This is a genomic window from Stutzerimonas chloritidismutans AW-1, from assembly GCF_000495915.1.
Classification (GTDB): Bacteria; Pseudomonadota; Gammaproteobacteria; order Pseudomonadales; family Pseudomonadaceae; genus Stutzerimonas; species Stutzerimonas chloritidismutans.
Genome location: NZ_AOFQ01000062.1, coordinates 23,459 through 39,779, shown reverse-complemented (window position 1 = coordinate 39,779; position 16,321 = coordinate 23,459). Strand labels below are relative to the sequence as shown.

The window sequence follows — 16,321 nt, the reverse complement described above, 5'->3', positions numbered from 1 at the left end:
CATGCCCATGCGGCTGTCGATCCTGATCGCCGAGGACAGCCCGGTCGATCGGATGCTGCTTTCCACCATCGTCGCCAAGCAGGGCCACCGGGTGCTGACGGCAGCCGATGGGCAGGAGGCGGTCGAGCTGTTTCAGGAGGAGCGGCCGCAGCTGGTGCTGATGGACGCGCTGATGCCGGTGATGGATGGCTTCGAGGCGGCGCGGCGCATCAAGCAACTGGCCGGCGATGAGCTGGTCCCGATCATCTTTCTCACCTCGCTGACCGAGCACGAAGCGCTGGTCAGCTGCCTCGAGGCTGGCGGCGACGACTTCATCGCCAAGCCTTACAACCCGATCATTCTCGAGGCCAAGATTCAGGCCATGCATCGCCTGCGCCGCCTGCAGGCGACCGTGCTCGAGCAGCGCGATCTGATCGCCAGGCGCAATCAGCAGCTGCTCGACGAACATCGGGCCGCCAAGGCGATCTTCGACAAAGTCGCACATGCTGGTTGCCTGAGCGCGCCGACCATCCGCTTCCGCCAGTCGCCGCAGGCGCTGTTCAACGGCGACCTGCTGCTGGCGGCGCAGGCCCCGGCGGGGCAGATGTTTGTCCTGCTCGGCGATTTCACCGGCCACGGGCTGCCCGCCGCGATCGGGGCCATGCCGCTGGCGGAAACCTTTTACGGGATGGCGGCGAAAGGCTATTCGAGCACCGACATCCTTCGCGAGATGAATGCCAAGCTCAAACAGATCCTCCCGGTGGAAATGTTCTGCTGCGCGACGCTGCTCGATATCGATCCCAAACAGGGCAGCCTGCGGGTGTGGAACGGCGGTTTGCCCGACGGTTACCTGATCGGCGCGGCCGGCCGGCGCACGGCCCTGGCATCCCGTCACCTGCCGCTTGGTGTCGTCTCCCCGGCGGCGCTGGACGACAAGTTCGAGCACTACCCCTTGGCCCCCGGCGACCGGCTGTTGCTGCTGTCCGACGGCGTGGTCGAGAGTCGCAATGCCAATGACGAGCTGTTCGGCGAGCAGCGCCTGCTCGCCGTGCTGGACGCCAACGACGATCCGGCACGGCTGTTCGACGAGATCGAGCAGGCGCTGCTGGATTTCCACGGCCAGCAGCACGACGACCTGAGCCTGGTCGAGGTCGTAGTCAGCCCGGAGGTGATCACGATGCCGTCGATTGCCCCGGCCACCGCGCACCGCTCACGGCCGATGGACTGGTCGATTCGGCTCGAGCTGCGTGCCGACAGCCTGCGCAGCGGCAATCCATTGCCTTCGTTGCTGCAGATCCTGCTGCAGGTCAATCAGTTGCGCTCGCGTGTCGGTGAGATCTACACCGTGTTGGGCGAGCTCTATTCCAATGCCCTGGAGCATGGCGTGCTCGGACTCGATTCGAGCCTCAAGTGTGATGCCGACGGTTTCAAGCATTACTACGACTTACGCCAACAACGCCTGCAGGCGTTGGTCGACGGTCATGTGCATCTGCAGCTGAACATCAAGACCTCCCCGCATGGAGGGCGCCTGCGCATCGGCATCAGCGACAGCGGCTCGGGCTTCGACGTGTCGCGCGCGTTGCAGGCGCAGTTTGGCAGCGACCGCTTCAGTGGGCGCGGCTTACATCTGGTGCGCCAGTTGAGCGACCGATTCGACTGGCAGTCGGATGGGCGCGGGCTGAGCGTGGAGTTCGCCTGGCAGGCTGAGGCATAATCGTCCGCTTTCACTCAGGGGTGTACCGGTGTCCAACACTCATCTCGACAGCGCCGTGCTGACCACGCTGCAGGACGTGATGGAGAGTGAGTATCCGGCGCTGCTGGATACCTTTCTTGCCGACTCCGAGGAGCGCGTTCGGCTGCTCCGCCAGGCCTGTCTCGCCGACCAGTCTGAAACCTTGCGGCGTGCTGCGCACAGCTTCAAAGGCAGCTGCAGCAACATGGGCGCGACGCTGCTGGCCGACCTCTGCCAGGAGCTCGAGAGTGCCGCTCGGGAGGAGAACCTCGCCCAAGCCCCGGCGCTCATCGAATCCATCGAGCGGGAGTTCGCCATCGTCGGCATCCTGTTCCGCGCCGAGCGCCAGCGCCACGGCTGAGTGGCCAAATCTCTGACGCCGGTGCCCGCTAATAGCAGAGCCGCTGCCGCCGGGCCGTCGTTTCTGTTCATGTCAGCGCGCTTCCTGGCGTTTTTCCGGCATTCATGCCGCTGGCCCGGAACTTGCTCTGCTTCCGCCACGATCCATCCGTAGCGGAATGACCTCATGGCTGTTTCCCCCGACCTGTTGCTTAGAACCCCTTCCGTCGACGCACGTCCCAAAGCTGCGGCCAAAGCGCCGGAGATGCCGCGTGAAGGGCGAGACAGCGGCAGCGCCAGCTTCTCCGATGTCTACGCCAAGGAGCGTCAGACGAAACCAGCCGAGCGCCCGGTGCGCAACGAGGCCAGCCGCAACAAGCCGGTCGAGGACAAGCGCGAGCAGGAAACGGCGGAGGCGACCACCGACGAGAAGCCGGCGGTTGCCGAAAGCGGCAATACCTTGCCTCCCGAAACGCCGGCTGAGGAAATTCCGGAGGCGGAGCTCGATCCAATGCTGCTGCTTGGTCTTGGCACGCAGTTCGTGGCGGAGTCCGAAGCCCAGCCTGAAACCGAGGTCGATGCTGTCTCCCTGCTTCCGGGGCTGCCGACGGCCGCTGCCGGCATCGCCGGCGATGAGGCCGTCGATGCGGACGAAGCAACACTGGCCGGCATGCGTACGCTGACCGAAACCCCGGCAGCTATGCAGAAGACGGCCCAGCAGCAATTGCAGAACCCGCTGACCGATGCGCAGGCGAAGGCCTCGGCTGACGATGGCTTTGCCAGCGCGTTGCTGGCGAGTCAGGACGCGGGTGAGGGCGAAGAGCTCGATGTGGAATTGCTGACCAAGGACCTGCTGGAAAGCGTGGAGGCGCCAAAGGAGAGTCGTGCCAGCGCCAGCGAACTGGCTGCGGGGCGCCTCAACCCCTTGAGCCAGGCCATCGCTCAGCAGGTGCAGCAATCGCAGCGTCCGCAACTGGTGCCGGGTCAACCGGTACAGATGCAGCAGTCCGGCTGGAGCGAGGCGGTCGTCGACCGCGTGATGTGGCTGTCCAGCCAGAATCTCAAGTCGGCGGAAATCCAACTCGACCCGGCTGAACTCGGTCGTATGGAAGTACGCATCGACCTGACCAAGGACCAGGCGCAGGTGACCTTCCTCAGCCCGCATGCGGGGGTGCGCGACGCGTTGGAAGGGCAGATGCAGCGACTACGGGAAATGTTCACCCAGCAGGGCATGAACCTGATGGACGTGAACGTATCCGATCAGTCGCTGGCGCGTGGCTGGCAAGGCGGAGCCGATGGTGGTTCCTCGCGGGGTGGAGCGTCGGGTGAGGGCGATCTGGCAGGCGATGAGGTGGAGCTCGGCGTGACGGAAATCGCCTCCAATCGAGTCGCCGGTGATCGCGGACTCGTCGACTACTACGCCTGAGCCATCCGCTTTTAGGGATAATCCGGCGCCTCGGTTCAGGTGCGCGCCGGTTTTCCGCCGCCCGTCGCTGCAATCGCTTTCGCGTCGCCTATCCAGGCGTTATCTCCATCCTTTTCCTGATACCTTGTGAGCGCACTGCCTGGAGCCCGAGGCTGCGCCGTACCGGCGTGCATTAACGTTGGCACAGCTGTTGCTCCTAACTCCTGAAATCAGAATCGAACGCTGTTGATGACGGATATTTGGCATGGCTAAGAAACAGGCTCCACCAACAGTGCCGCCAACCGGACCGGAAGCGGAACCGGCAGGCAAGGGAAAGCTGAAACTCATCCTGGTGATCGTGGTCGCCATGTTGGTGGCCGTAGGGCTTTCCATCGGCGGTACGCTTTACTTCATGAACAAGGGCGGCGACCTTGGTGACGACAAGGCCGAAGAGGCCGCGACCACTGCCTCCGGCAAGCAGCCGGCGATCTATGAAGTCCTGATGCCGGCCTTCGTGGTCAATTTCAGCAACAAGGGGCGCCAGCGTTACATGCAGGTCAGCATTGCGTTGATGTCGCGTGATCAGGCTGCGCTGGATGCACTGAAAGTGCATATGCCGTTGTTGCGCAACCGATTGGTCATGCTGTTCTCCAGTCAGGACTTCGAGGCGTTGAAAACGCCCGTGGGCAAGGAGATGCTGCGTCAGCAGGCGACTGCCAGCGTGCAGGAACTGGCGCAGAAGGAAATTGGCAAGCTTGCCGTCGAGCAAGTGCTTTTCACCAACTTCGTATTGCAATAGAAGGCTGCCGCAGATGGCTGTTCAAGACCTGCTCTCGCAAGACGAGATCGATGCGCTCCTGCACGGGGTCGACGACGGTCTGGTGGATACCGAAAGCGATTCCGAGCCGGGATCCATCAAGAGCTATGACCTGACCAGTCAGGACCGCATCGTTCGCGGGCGCATGCCCACCCTGGAAATGATCAACGAGCGTTTCGCCCGTTACACCCGCATCAGCATGTTCAACCTGCTGCGTCGCTCGGCCGATGTGTCGGTCGGTGGCGTGCAGGTGATGAAGTTCGGCGAGTACGTGCATTCGCTGTATGTACCCACCAGCCTCAATCTGGTGAAGATGAAGCCGCTGCGTGGCACGGCGCTGTTCATTCTCGACGCCAAGCTGGTGTTCAAGCTGGTGGACAACTTCTTCGGCGGCGACGGTCGCCACGCCAAGATCGAGGGGCGCGAGTTCACCCCGACCGAGTTGCGAGTCGTACGCATGGTGCTCGATCAGGCCTTCACCGATCTCAAGGAAGCCTGGCACGCGGTGCTGGACGTCAACTTCGAGTACGTCAACTCGGAAGTGAATCCGGCCCTGGCCAACATCGTCAGCCCCAGCGAAGTGGTGGTGGTTTCCACCTTCCACATCGAACTGGACAGCGGCGGCGGCGACCTGCACGTGACCATGCCTTATTCGATGATCGAGCCGATCCGCGAGATGCTGGATGCCGGCTTCCAGTCGGACGTCAGTGACCAGGATGAGCGTTGGGTCAAGGCGCTGCGCGAAGACATTCTCGACGTCAACGTTCCGCTCGGCGCGACTGTCGTCAGGCGGCAACTGAAATTGCGCGACATTCTGAACATGCAGCCGGGCGACGTGATCCCGGTGGAAATGCCAGAAGACATGATCATGCGTGCCAATGGCATGCCGTCCTTCAAGGTCAAGCTGGGTGCCCACAAAGGCAACCTGGCATTGCAGGTGCTGGAGCCCGTGGTCCGCCCACGCTGAGCCAGCCCTTTACTCAATTCGAGCCGATCGAGGATTAGCGATGGCAGACGAACACGACAACACCTCCCCCGAGGAACAGGCGCTGGCCGATGAATGGGCTGCAGCGCTGGCCGAAGCCGGCGACGCCAGCCAGGACGACATCGATGCGCTGCTGAATCAGGGCCCGGAAGCAGCCGCCCCGGCCGCTCCGCGCGCACCGCTGGAGGATTTCGCCAGCGCACCCAAGTCCAATGGCGTGCAGCTGGGGCTGGACGGCCCGAACCTGGATGTGATCCTCGACATCCCGGTTTCCATCTCGATGGAGGTCGGCAGTACCGAAATCAGCATCCGCAACCTGCTGCAGCTCAACCAGGGCTCGGTGGTGGAGCTCGATCGTCTGGCTGGCGAGCCGCTGGACGTATTGGTCAATGGCACGCTCATCGCCCACGGCGAGGTGGTGGTGGTCAACGAGAAGTTCGGCATCCGGCTGACCGATGTGATCAGCCCGACCGAACGCATCAAGAAGCTGCGCTGACGTGCGCGCGCTCGTATTCCTGGCAGTGTTCGTCGCGCTGCCAGCCTTCGCCGCGGAGCCGGCAACCAGCATGAGCAGCGCGGGCATGGGCGCTCAGCTGAGCAAGCTGATGCTCGGCCTGTTGCTAGTGATCGGACTGATCTTCCTGCTCGCCTGGCTGCTGCGTCGGGTTCAGCAGCTGAACCCCCGCGGCACTCAGGTGATCAAGCTGATCTCCACCCAGGCGCTGGGGCCTCGCGAGCGGCTGGTGCTGGTCCAGGTCGGCGGCGAGCAGATCCTGATCGGCCTCAGTGGCGGCCGCATCACGCCACTGCACGTGATGCAGGAGCCGGTGCACCTGCCGGACGCCGAGCCGGCCAACCCTGAATTCGCCCAGCGTCTGATGGAGCTGCTCGGCAAGGACCACAAGGATAAGCCTTGATGTTGCGCATTCTGCTGGTGGTCGCGCTGATGTTGCTCGGCCCGCTCGCCATGGCGCAGGAGTCTTCCGGCATCCTGGCCCAGGGAAACAACCCGCTCTCGATTCCGGCGATCACTCTGACCACCGACGCGGAAGGGCAGCAGGAATACTCGGTCAGCCTGCAGATTCTGCTGATCATGACGGCGCTGAGCTTCATTCCGGCGTTCGTCATGCTGATGACCAGCTTCACCCGCATCATCATCGTGTTTTCCATCCTGCGTCAGGCGCTTGGGCTGCAGCAGACACCGTCGAACCAGATCCTCATCGGCCTGACCCTGTTCCTCACGCTATTCATCATGGCGCCGGTGTTCGAGCGGATTAACCAGGAAGCGCTGCAGCCTTACCTCAGTGAGCAGATCCCGGCGCAGGAAGCGATCGCCCGGGCCGAGGTGCCGCTCAAGGGTTTCATGCTGGCGCAGACCCGCGAGAGCGATCTGGAGCTGTTCGTCAGGCTGTCACGACGCACCGATATCGCATCGCCGGAAGCTGCACCGATGACCATCCTGGTGCCGGCGTTCGTCACCTCCGAGCTGAAGACGGCGTTCCAGATCGGCTTCATGATCTTCATTCCCTTCCTGATCATCGACATGGTGGTGGCCAGCGTGCTCATGGCGATGGGCATGATGATGCTGTCGCCGCTGATCATCTCGTTGCCGTTCAAGATCATGCTGTTCGTGCTGGTGGACGGCTGGGGTCTGATCATCGGCACGCTGGCCGGTAGTTTCGGCACGCTTTAGGAACCACGCATATGACTCCAGAAGTAGCGGTGGACCTGTTTCGCGAAGGGCTGTGGATGACGGCGATGATCGTCGGCGTGCTGGTGGTGCCAAGCCTGCTGGTCGGCCTGGTGGTGGCGATGCTCCAGGCCGCGACGCAGATCAACGAGCAGACCCTGAGCTTCCTGCCGCGCCTGCTGGTGATGCTGCTGACGCTGATCTGGGCTGGGCCATGGCTGGTGCGCGAGCTGATGGAGTACACCCAGAACCTTGTCCAGAACATTCCGTTGCTGATCGGGTAAGCGCGTGCTTGAGCTGAGCAATGCGCAGATCGGCGGCTGGGTAGGGCAGTTCCTGCTGCCGCTGTTCCGCATCGCCGCCTTGCTGATGAGCATGCCGCTGATTGGTACGCAGCTGGTGCCGATGAGGGTGCGGCTTTACCTGTCGCTGGCCATCGCCCTGGTACTGGTGCCGACGTTGCCGCCCATGCCGGTGGTGGAGTCGCTCAGCCTGGCCTCGTTGCTGCTGATCGCCGAGCAGCTGGTGATCGGTGTGATGCTGGGGTTCGTCCTGCAGCTTTTCTTCCACGTATTCATCGTGTCCGGCCAGTTGCTGGCCATGCAGATGGGCCTGGGTTTCGCGTCGATGGTCGATCCTGCCAACGGCATCTCGGTGCCGGTGCTCGGTCAGTTCTTCAACATGCTGGTGATCCTGTTGTTCCTCTCGGTAAACGGCCATCTGGTGGTGCTGGAGATTCTTGCCGAGAGCTTCGTGACGCTGCCGGTAGGTGGTGGTCTGTCGACCAATCATTACTGGGAGGTGGCGGGCAAGCTGGGTTGGGTCTTGGGCGCCGGGCTGCTGCTGGTGCTGCCTGCGATCACCGCACTGCTGGTGGTGAACCTGGCGTTCGGCCTGATGACGCGGGCCGCGCCGCAATTGAACATCTTCTCCATTGGCTTTCCGTTGACCCTGGTGCTGGGCCTGATCATCGTCTGGATCGGCATGGCGGACATCTTTGCGCAGTACCAGGTTTTTGTCAGCGAGGCGCTGGCCATGCTGCGTGAGCTGGCGGGAGCGCGCTGATGAGAGCGACAGGGTCGGAGGTCGCGCATGGCTGAGAGCGAAAGCGGCGCGGACAAAAGTGAGGAACCCACAGAGAAACGCCTGCGCGAATCGCGCGAAAAAGGGCAGTTGGCCCGTTCCCGCGAGCTCAGTACGGTCGCCGTGACCCCTTGGCGGTATCGGCGGGCTGCTGGCGTCTGGCGCAGGTCTGGCGCAGAGCCTGATGGCAATGATGCAGGGTACCTTCGAGCTGAGCCGGGAAACGCTGCTCGACGAAGGCTCCATGGTACGACTGCTGATGGGCAGCGGTATGATTGCACTGGAGGCGATCATGCCGCTGCTGATCGCCTTGCTGATCGCATCGATCGTCGGCCCGGTATCGCTGGGTGGCTGGTTGTTCTCGGCCAAGGGGATGGCGCCGAAGATGAGCCGGATGAATCCTGCTGCGGGGCTCAAACGGATGTTCTCCACCAAGGCGCTGGTCGAGCTGCTCAAGGCGCTGGGCAAATTTCTGGTGGTGCTCGGCGTCGCTTTGGCGGTGCTTTCGGCGTATCAGGACGATCTGCTGTCAATCGCCAAGCAGCCGTTGGATCTGGCCATCATGCACAGCGCCGAGGTGGTCGGCTGGTGCGCCCTTTGGATGGCCTGCGGCTTGATCCTGATCGCGGCGGTGGATGTGCCGTTCCAGCTTTGGGACAACAAGCAGAAGCTGATGATGACCAAGCAGGAGGTCAAGGACGAGTACAAGGATTCCGAGGGCAAACCGGAGGTCAAGTCACGCATCCGCCAGCTGCAGCGTGAGGCGGCGCAGCGGCGCATGATGCAGGCTGTGCCCGAGGCAGACGTAGTGATCACCAACCCGACGCACTTCGCCGTCGCCCTGAAATACGACGGCGACAAGGGCGGTGCGCCCCGGCTGGTGGCCAAGGGCGGCGACTTCGTCGCGCTGAAGATTCGCGAGATCGCCCAGGAGCACAAGGTGACGGTGCTGGAATCACCTGCGTTGGCTCGGGCGGTGTACTACTCCACCGAACTGGACCAGGAGATTCCCGCCGGCCTTTACCTGGCAGTGGCGCAGGTACTGGCGTACGTCTATCAGCTGCGCCAGTACCGCGCGGGCAAGGGGCGGCGGCCGGCCCCCTTGAATGATGTGCCCATCCCGCCGAATCTGCGCCGCGACGACTGAGGCGCTTCACGCGGCGATCGGCGGCTCGCTGCGTGTCCCAGCGTTATTCGATGACGCCGCAGGCGACCCGCGCACCGCCACCGCCGAGGGGTTGCGGATGGTCGGAATGATTGTCTCCGCCCTGGTGAACCATCAGCGCCAAGCCTTTGATATCGCCCAGGCTTTTCAGGCGCGGCGCCAGCACTGGCTGACTGGCTTTGCCCTCGCTGTTGACGTACAGCGCCGGCAGGTCGCCCATATGGCCGTCACCCCAGGGTTCGCCATGCTTTCCGCTGTTCTTCGGGTCCCAGTGACCGCCCGCTGCGCCGGCCGGGGTCTGCTTGCCATCGATCTCGGCCGGCTCGCAACTGCCCTTGGCGTGAACGTGAAAGCCGTGGGCGCCAGGCTGCAGGCCAGATAGCTCGGGGCGGAACACCAGCCCGTATTCGCTGTTTTCGATCTTGACGCTGCCGACCGATTCGCCGACGCCCTGGGCCGTCACGGCGTTCACCTTGACGTTCAATGTATCAGCCTGAACGGCGACCGCAGTGCAGCCGGCCAGCGCGGCGATGATCCACTGTTTCATCTGGAAGCTCCTTTGTACGAACGGCGACGGGCTGTCGCCGGTTGCTAGTGTGACTGCCAGTTGTCGGTGGCGTTCGCTGGCGCAGCGGCTCGCAGGTCTGCCTGGGGACAGACCGTGCGGCGGGCTCTGCGACGGGCCGCAGAAGTTGGACCCCTTCTTGCTATAACCCGGGCAGGACGCTTGTCGCGTCAAGAATTCGTTCTGTATCCCCGGGGGCTACGTTGGATCGCACGCAACTCATCAATATTCGCAATGGCCTGACGGGTGCGGGGCGCGGCAACCTCGGCGTGCCGCTGCTGCTGCTCGTGATGATGGGCATGATGATGCTGTCGGTGCCGCCGTTCCTGCTGGATCTGCTGTTCACCTTCAACATCGCGTTGTCGATCGTCGTGCTGCTGGTCAGCGTCTATGCGTTGCGCCCGCTGGATTTCGCAGTGTTCCCGACGATTCTGCTGGTTGCCACACTGATGCGTCTGGCGTTGAACGTGGCGTCGACGCGGGTGGTGCTGATCAACGGTCATGAAGGCGGCTCCGCTGCCGGCCATGTGATCGAGGCCTTTGGTAATGTGGTGATCGGCGGCAACTACGTCGTCGGTATCGTGGTGTTCGCGATCCTGATGATCATCAACTTCGTCGTGGTGACCAAGGGTGCCGGCCGTATCTCGGAAGTCAGCGCGCGTTTCACCCTCGATGCCATGCCCGGCAAGCAGATGGCTATCGACGCCGACCTCAATGCTGGCCTGATCGATCAGGAAGAAGCCAAGAAGCGTCGTAGTGAAGTGTCGTCGGAAGCTGATTTCTACGGCTCCATGGATGGTGCCTCGAAGTTTGTCCGTGGTGACGCCATCGCCGGTCTGCTGATTCTCTTCATCAACCTGATCGGCGGCGTCGGTATCGGCATGGCGCAGCACGGTATGACCTTCAGCGATGCCGGCCAGGTCTATGCACTGCTGACCATCGGTGATGGCCTGGTTGCGCAGATTCCTTCGCTGCTGCTGTCCACCGCGGCGGCCATCATGGTTACCCGCGTTACCAGTTCCGAGGACATGGGGCAGCAGGTGCAGCGGCAGATGTTCGCCTCGCCCAAGGCGCTGGCCGTTTCCGCGGCAATCATGATTGCCATGGGCCTGGTTCCCGGCATGCCGCACATGTCCTTCCTCGGCCTTGGCGCCGCGGCTGCAGCGGGTGCCTACTGGATCTGGCATCGGCAGAAGCAGGTTGTGAAGAAGGCCGAGCAGGAAGTACAGAAACAGCAGGATCTGCTCCCGGCCCAGCGTGCGGCCGAAACCAAGGAGCTGGGTTGGGACGATGTAACCCCGGTGGACATGGTGGGGCTGGAAGTTGGCTACCGTCTGATTCCGCTGGTGGATCGCAACCAGGGTGGCCAGCTGCTGGCGCGAATCAAGGGCGTACGCAAGAAGCTCTCGCAGGACCTGGGTTTTCTCATGCCCTCGGTTCACATCCGTGACAACCTCGATCTGTTGCCCAACGCCTATCGCTTGACGCTGATGGGGGTGAGTCTGGCCGAGGCTGAGGTCTATCCGGATCGGGAGCTGGCGATCAACCCGGGCCAGGTGTTCGGGCCGCTCAATGGCATTACCGCCAGAGACCCGGCGTTCGGGCTGGAGGCGGTCTGGATCGAAGCGAGCCAGCGTGATCAGGCGCAGTCGCTTGGTTATACCGTGGTGGATGCCAGTACCGTGGTCGCCACCCACCTCAATCAGGTGCTGCACAAGCATGCCCACGAACTGCTTGGCCATGAGGAGGTCCAGCAGCTGTTGCAGCTGCTGGCCAAGAGCTCGCCCAAGCTGGCCGAGGAGCTGGTGCCCGGGATGGTTTCGCTGTCCACGCTGCTCAAGGTGCTGCAAGCCTTGCTGCAGGAGCAGGTGCCGGTGCGCGACATCCGGACCATCGCCGAGGCCATCGCCAATGCGGCCGCCAAGAGTCAAGATCCCGCCGCAATGGTTGCTGCGGTACGCGTCGCGTTGTCTCGCGCAATCGTGCAAAACGTTGTGGGACTAGAGCCGGAGCTGCCTGTGATCACTCTGGAGCCTCGGTTGGAACAGATTTTGCTCAATAGCCTGCAGAAGGCGGGTCAAGGCTCCGAAGACGGCATTTTGCTGGAGCCGGGAATGGCCGAAAAGTTGCAAAGGTCTCTGGTAGAAGCAGCACAGCGTCAAGAAATGCTCGGCAAGCCGGCGGTACTGCTGGTAGCCGGCCCGGTACGGGCGATGCTGTCGAGATTCGCGCGTCTGGCGGTACCGAACATTCATGTTCTGGCCTACCAGGAAATACCGGACAACAAGCAGGTCACCATCGTCTCGACGGTGGGTCAGAATTAACCGAGGGTGCAGGCCATGCAGGTCAAACGTTTCTTCGCCGCCGATATGCGCATCGCCATGAAAATGGTTCGCGACGAGCTGGGCGCCGATGCCGTGATCATCGGCAATCGCCGGGTGGCCGGTGGCGTCGAGCTGACCGCTGTGCTCGATTACCCCATGCAGTCCGCGCCGGCGGCCAACAAGCCCAACCCGGCGCTGGAAGCCGAATTGCGCAAGACGCAGTCGCGCCTGGCCAATGCACATGCCGAGCTGAGCGCTGCGCCGCGCGCGAAGATGCAGGATCGTCAACTGGTTGACGAGAAGCCTGTCGTCGCGGCCAGCAAGGCACAGCCCGATACGGTCGCCGAGCCTTCCCCCGCAGCCGACTCCCGTGCCATCGAAGCGATGTACTCGGAACTGCACGGTTTGCGCGAGCTGATCGAAGTGCAGCTCGGCTCGATCGCCTGGGGCCAGGAGCAGAGCCGTCGCCCGCAGCAGGCAGGCCTCTGGCGCCGTCTGCAGCGCCTGGGCCTGCCGGCCGAGCTGTCGCGTAGCCTGCTGGAAAAGGTCGCCGGCATTAACGAGCCGCGTCAGGCCTGGCGCATGGTGCTGGCGTATCTGGCGCAGGCAATCAAGGTCACCAAGAACGAGCCGCTGGAAGAGGGCGGTGTGATTGCTCTGGTCGGCCCAGCAGGCGTCGGCAAGACCACGACGCTGGCCAAGCTGGCTGCTCGCTACGTGCTGAAACACGGCGCGCAGAGCATTGCGCTGGCCAGCATGGACAATTATCGGATCGGTGCGCAGGAGCAACTCAAGACACTGGGCCGGATCCTCGACGTGCCGGTGGTGCAGATCGATCCTAGTCAGCCGCTGAGCAAATCGCTGGCCTCGCTGGCGCGTAAGCGGATCATCCTGATCGACACCGCCGGCTTGCCGGCAAGCGATCCGACGCTGCGCATGCAGCTCGAAGCGCTGTCGGACAAAGGCGTCAAATCGAAGAATTACCTGGTGCTGGCGGCAACCAGCCAGAGCCAGGTGCTCAAGGCCGCATGGCACAACTATCGTCGTTGTGGGCTGGCCGGTTGTATCCTGACGAAGCTCGACGAGGCGGGCAGCCTTGGCGATGTGCTCGGTCTCACGATCAGCCAGCATTTGCCGATAGCCTACCTGGCCGATGGTCCCCGGATTCCTGACGACCTGCATCTGCCGCGCAGCCATCAGCTGGTCAGTCGGGCGGTGAGCCTGCAGTCCGGCGAGGAGCCGAGCGAAGAAACCATGGCCGACATGTTCGCCGGGTTGTACAACGGCTCGTCACGGCGGGCTGGATGATGCTGCGACAGCGGTACTCGAATGAATCAGATGCGTGCCATGCGGACGCATCGCCGGCCGCAAGGCCCCAGCAAGATATAGGCATGTGAACATGGGTATGCATCCCGTACAGGTGATTGCGGTGACTGGCGGCAAGGGTGGCGTCGGCAAGACCAACGTGTCGGTCAATCTGGCACTGGCGCTGGCGGACCTCGGCCGGCGTGTGGTGTTGCTTGACGCCGACCTTGGCCTGGCCAACGTCGACGTGCTGCTGGGGCTTACCACCAAGCGCACCCTGGCTGACGTCATCGCCGGCGAATGTGATCTGCGCGACGTACTGATCCAGGGGCCGGGCGGCATCCGCGTAGTGCCGGCCGCATCCGGCACGCAGAGCATGGTGCAGCTGTCTTCCCTGCAGCACGCCGGGTTGATCCAGGCGTTCAGCGAGCTTGGCGACGAGCTCGACGTGCTGATCATCGACACCGCGGCTGGCATCGGCGATTCCGTGGTGAGCTTCGTGCGCGCAGCTCAGGAAGTGCTGCTGGTGGTCATCGACGAGCCCACGTCCATCACCGACGCCTATGCACTTATCAAGCTGCTGAACCGCGATTACGGCATCAGCCGCTTCCGCGTGTTGGCCAATATGGCGCACGCACCGCAGGAAGGCCGCAATTTGTTCGCCAAGCTGACCAAGGTTACCGAGCGCTTTCTCGACGTGGCGCTGCAGTATGTCGGTGCGGTTCCTTACGACGAAGCGGTGCGCAAGGCCGTGCAGAAGCAGCGCGCAGTCTATGAAGCGTACCCGCGCTCGAAATGTGCACTAGCCTTCAAGGCGATCGCGCAGAAGGTTGATACCTGGCCGCTGCCGGCGACGCCGCGGGGTCATCTCGAGTTCTTCGTAGAGCGCCTCATCAGCCCCGCTTCACCCAGCCACGAATGACAGGTGCCGGATCCGCTATGTATTACAGCAAGGCTCAGGCAAAGGATGCGCAGTACCGCCTGATCGATCAGTACGCCCCGTTGGTCAAGCGAATCGCTTACCACTTGTTGGCGCGTCTGCCTGCAAGCGTGCAAGTGGACGATCTGATTCAGGCTGGAATGATCGGACTGCTGGAAGCAGCTAAGAAATACGACGCCGGCAAGGGTGCCAGCTTTGAAACCTACGCCGGTATCCGCATTCGCGGCACCATGCTGGACGAAGTCCGCAAGGGTGACTGGGCGCCGCGTTCGGTGCATCGCAATTCGCGGATGGTCAGCGAGGCGATCCGGGCGATCGAAGCGAAAACCGGGCGCGACGCTAAAGATCATGAGGTTGCGGCCGAACTTAAGCTAAGTCTCGACGAGTATTACGGCATTCTGGGCGATACGCTGGGCAGTCGCCTGTTCAGCTTCGACGATCTGCTGCAGGAAGGCGATCATGGCGAGCTCGAGGAAGACGCTGCCAGTCTCCACCCGGAGCCGTTCCGTGATCTCGAGGATGAACGTTTTCAGCAGGCGCTGGCCGACGCCATCGCCAACCTGCCCGAGCGTGAAAAGCTGGTGCTGTCGCTGTATTACGACGAAGAATTGAATTTGAAGGAAATCGGTCAGGTGCTGGGGGTCAGCGAGTCGCGTGTGAGCCAGTTGCATAGCCAGTGCGCTGCGCGCTTGCGCGCGCGCCTCGGCGAATGGCGCGCCAATTGACGATTGTTTGCGGTATGACGTGCTCGGTTTGCTGAGGCATTTTGGGACTTACGGAGGTCGACTTGGACAAGAACATGAAAATCCTCATCGTCGATGACTTCTCGACGATGAGACGAATCATCAAGAACCTCCTGCGTGATCTGGGGTTCACCAACACCGCCGAAGCGGATGATGGTACTACCGCGCTGCCGATGCTCAAGAGCGGCAGCTTCGACTTCCTGGTGACCGACTGGAACATGCCGGGCATGAGCGGGATCGATCTGCTGCGCACCGTGCGTGCCGATGAGCGCCTCAAGCACCTGCCGGTGCTGATGGTGACGGCCGAAGCGAAACGCGATCAGATCATCGAAGCCGCCCAGGCCGGGGTTAACGGCTATGTGGTCAAGCCTTTCACTGCCCAGGTGCTCAAGGAGAAGATCGAGAAGATCTTCGAGCGCGTCAACGGCTGAAGCAGCAACGCCGCGAGGGCACTATGACGCAAGCAGACCAAAGCCTGGCAGAGTTCGAAGCGACTCTGAAGGCGCATGCACCCAAGTTGATCGAAAGTCTGCAGCAGGGCCGCTTCGATGAAGCGACGCAGATGTTCAATGAGCTGAATCAGGTGCGCAACCACGGGCTCTATCTGGAGGTTGGCAAGCTCACACGCGAGCTGCACAACGCCATCGTCAAGCTCGAAATGGACACCTGCGCCACTGGCGGCGATCCGTCGCCGATCACGGACGCGACCGATCGCCTGTCCTACGTGGTGGAGATGACCGAGAAGGCTGCCAACCGCACCATGGACCTGGTCGAAGAATCAGCGCCGCTGGTGAACTACGTGAGCTATGAGGCGCAGAGCCTGACAGCCGACTGGCAGCGTTTCATGCGTCGTGAGATGAATGCCGATCAGTTCCGCGATCTGGTCAAGCGCATCGACCAGTACCTGCAGCGCAGCATGAACGATGGCGGCCAGCTGTCGCAGAACCTCAGCGAAATCATGCTCGCGCAGGACTTCCAGGACCTGACGGGCCAGGTGATCAAGCGAGTGACGCGTCTCATCACTGAACTCGAAAGCAACCTGCTTAACCTGGTCCTGATGGCGGGGCAGGTCGATCGCGTGGCGGGCATCCAGCATGACCGCGAAGCGATGCGCGCCGAGCAGGAAAAGAAAAAACAAGAAAAAGAGCCTTCCAAGGGTGAAGGTCCGCAGATGCATGCCGATATGCGTGAAGACGTCGTTTCCGGCCAGGACGATGTCGATGATCTGCTTTCAAGCCTGGGCTTTTAG

17 protein-coding genes and 1 pseudogene are annotated in these 16,321 nt (G+C 62.5%); 17 read left to right on the top strand and 1 reads right to left on the bottom strand.

Annotation, left to right across the window (positions count from 1 at the left end; all coding sequences use genetic code 11):
• Window position 1: 1 nt before the first annotated feature.
• From F753_RS44970 to flhB, 11 genes and pseudogenes are all read left to right on the top strand, one after another.
• The gene (locus F753_RS44970; RefSeq protein WP_031298312.1) at window positions 2–1,693 is read left to right on the top strand and encodes an ATP-binding SpoIIE family protein phosphatase; all 1,692 of its coding nucleotides are present in this window, start codon (window positions 2–4) and stop codon (window positions 1,691–1,693) included.
• A gap of 28 nt (window positions 1,694–1,721) precedes the next feature.
• Window positions 1,722–2,072, top strand: a complete 351-nt coding sequence (locus tag F753_RS44965) for an Hpt domain-containing protein (protein WP_014820862.1) — start codon at window positions 1,722–1,724, stop codon at window positions 2,070–2,072.
• 165 nt (window positions 2,073–2,237) lie between these two features.
• Entirely contained in the window at window positions 2,238–3,476 is a 1,239-nt protein-coding gene (locus F753_RS44960; RefSeq protein WP_031298309.1) for a flagellar hook-length control protein FliK, read from the top strand.
• A 244-nt stretch (window positions 3,477–3,720) separates the two neighbouring features.
• Window positions 3,721–4,254, top strand: coding sequence for a flagellar basal body-associated protein FliL (fliL, locus tag F753_RS44955; RefSeq protein ID WP_031298308.1), 534 nt, complete (start codon window positions 3,721–3,723; stop codon window positions 4,252–4,254).
• A gap of 13 nt (window positions 4,255–4,267) precedes the next feature.
• The gene (fliM, locus tag F753_RS44950; protein WP_014820859.1) at window positions 4,268–5,239 is read left to right on the top strand and encodes a flagellar motor switch protein FliM; all 972 of its coding nucleotides are present in this window, start codon (window positions 4,268–4,270) and stop codon (window positions 5,237–5,239) included.
• Between the two features lie 40 nt (window positions 5,240–5,279).
• The gene (gene fliN, locus F753_RS44945; RefSeq protein WP_003299587.1) at window positions 5,280–5,753 is read left to right on the top strand and encodes a flagellar motor switch protein FliN; all 474 of its coding nucleotides are present in this window, start codon (window positions 5,280–5,282) and stop codon (window positions 5,751–5,753) included.
• Window position 5,754: 1 nt separating this feature from the next.
• Window positions 5,755–6,174: a flagellar biosynthetic protein FliO gene (fliO, locus tag F753_RS44940; RefSeq protein ID WP_023446686.1), complete on the top strand. Its 420-nt coding sequence runs from the start codon at window positions 5,755–5,757 to the stop codon at window positions 6,172–6,174.
• A complete protein-coding gene (gene fliP, locus F753_RS44935) occupies window positions 6,174–6,950 on the top strand; it encodes a flagellar type III secretion system pore protein FliP (protein ID WP_023446685.1) in 777 nt (258 codons plus the stop codon). Before fliO ends, fliP begins: the two co-directional genes overlap by 1 nt.
• A gap of 11 nt (window positions 6,951–6,961) precedes the next feature.
• Window positions 6,962–7,231, top strand: a complete 270-nt coding sequence (fliQ, locus tag F753_RS44930) for a flagellar biosynthesis protein FliQ (RefSeq protein WP_023446684.1) — start codon at window positions 6,962–6,964, stop codon at window positions 7,229–7,231.
• A gap of 4 nt (window positions 7,232–7,235) precedes the next feature.
• Window positions 7,236–8,012 carry a flagellar biosynthetic protein FliR gene (gene fliR, locus F753_RS44925; RefSeq protein ID WP_014820856.1) on the top strand — a complete coding sequence of 259 codons (777 nt, stop codon included), beginning with the start codon at window positions 7,236–7,238 and terminating at the stop codon, window positions 8,010–8,012.
• Window positions 8,013–8,039: 27 nt separating this feature from the next.
• A pseudogene (gene flhB / locus F753_RS44920) lies at window positions 8,040–9,177 on the top strand (flagellar biosynthesis protein FlhB).
• 43 nt (window positions 9,178–9,220) lie between these two features.
• On the opposite strand, the gene sodC reads toward flhB, so the two are convergent.
• Window positions 9,221–9,742 (bottom strand): superoxide dismutase family protein, encoded by a 522-nt coding sequence (gene sodC, locus F753_RS44915; protein ID WP_023446682.1) that lies wholly within the window; start codon window positions 9,740–9,742, stop codon window positions 9,221–9,223.
• A gap of 221 nt (window positions 9,743–9,963) precedes the next feature.
• On the opposite strand from sodC, the gene flhA reads away from it, so the two are divergent.
• From flhA to F753_RS44885, 6 genes are all read left to right on the top strand, one after another.
• Window positions 9,964–12,084, top strand: coding sequence for a flagellar biosynthesis protein FlhA (gene flhA / locus F753_RS44910; RefSeq protein WP_023446681.1), 2,121 nt, complete (start codon window positions 9,964–9,966; stop codon window positions 12,082–12,084).
• A gap of 15 nt (window positions 12,085–12,099) precedes the next feature.
• Complete coding sequence (gene flhF, locus F753_RS44905; protein ID WP_023446680.1) at window positions 12,100–13,392, top strand: flagellar biosynthesis GTPase FlhF; 1,293 nt, start codon at window positions 12,100–12,102, stop codon at window positions 13,390–13,392.
• 91 nt (window positions 13,393–13,483) lie between these two features.
• Window positions 13,484–14,311 (top strand): flagellar synthesis regulator FleN, encoded by an 828-nt coding sequence (gene fleN / locus F753_RS44900; RefSeq protein ID WP_023446679.1) that lies wholly within the window; start codon window positions 13,484–13,486, stop codon window positions 14,309–14,311.
• 17 nt (window positions 14,312–14,328) lie between these two features.
• Complete coding sequence (fliA, locus tag F753_RS44895) at window positions 14,329–15,054, top strand: RNA polymerase sigma factor FliA (RefSeq protein ID WP_014820850.1); 726 nt, start codon at window positions 14,329–14,331, stop codon at window positions 15,052–15,054.
• Window positions 15,055–15,128: 74 nt separating this feature from the next.
• Window positions 15,129–15,503, top strand: a complete 375-nt coding sequence (locus tag F753_RS44890) for a chemotaxis response regulator CheY (RefSeq protein WP_011913679.1) — start codon at window positions 15,129–15,131, stop codon at window positions 15,501–15,503.
• Between the two features lie 23 nt (window positions 15,504–15,526).
• Entirely contained in the window at window positions 15,527–16,321 is a 795-nt protein-coding gene (locus tag F753_RS44885; protein WP_014820849.1) for a protein phosphatase CheZ, read from the top strand.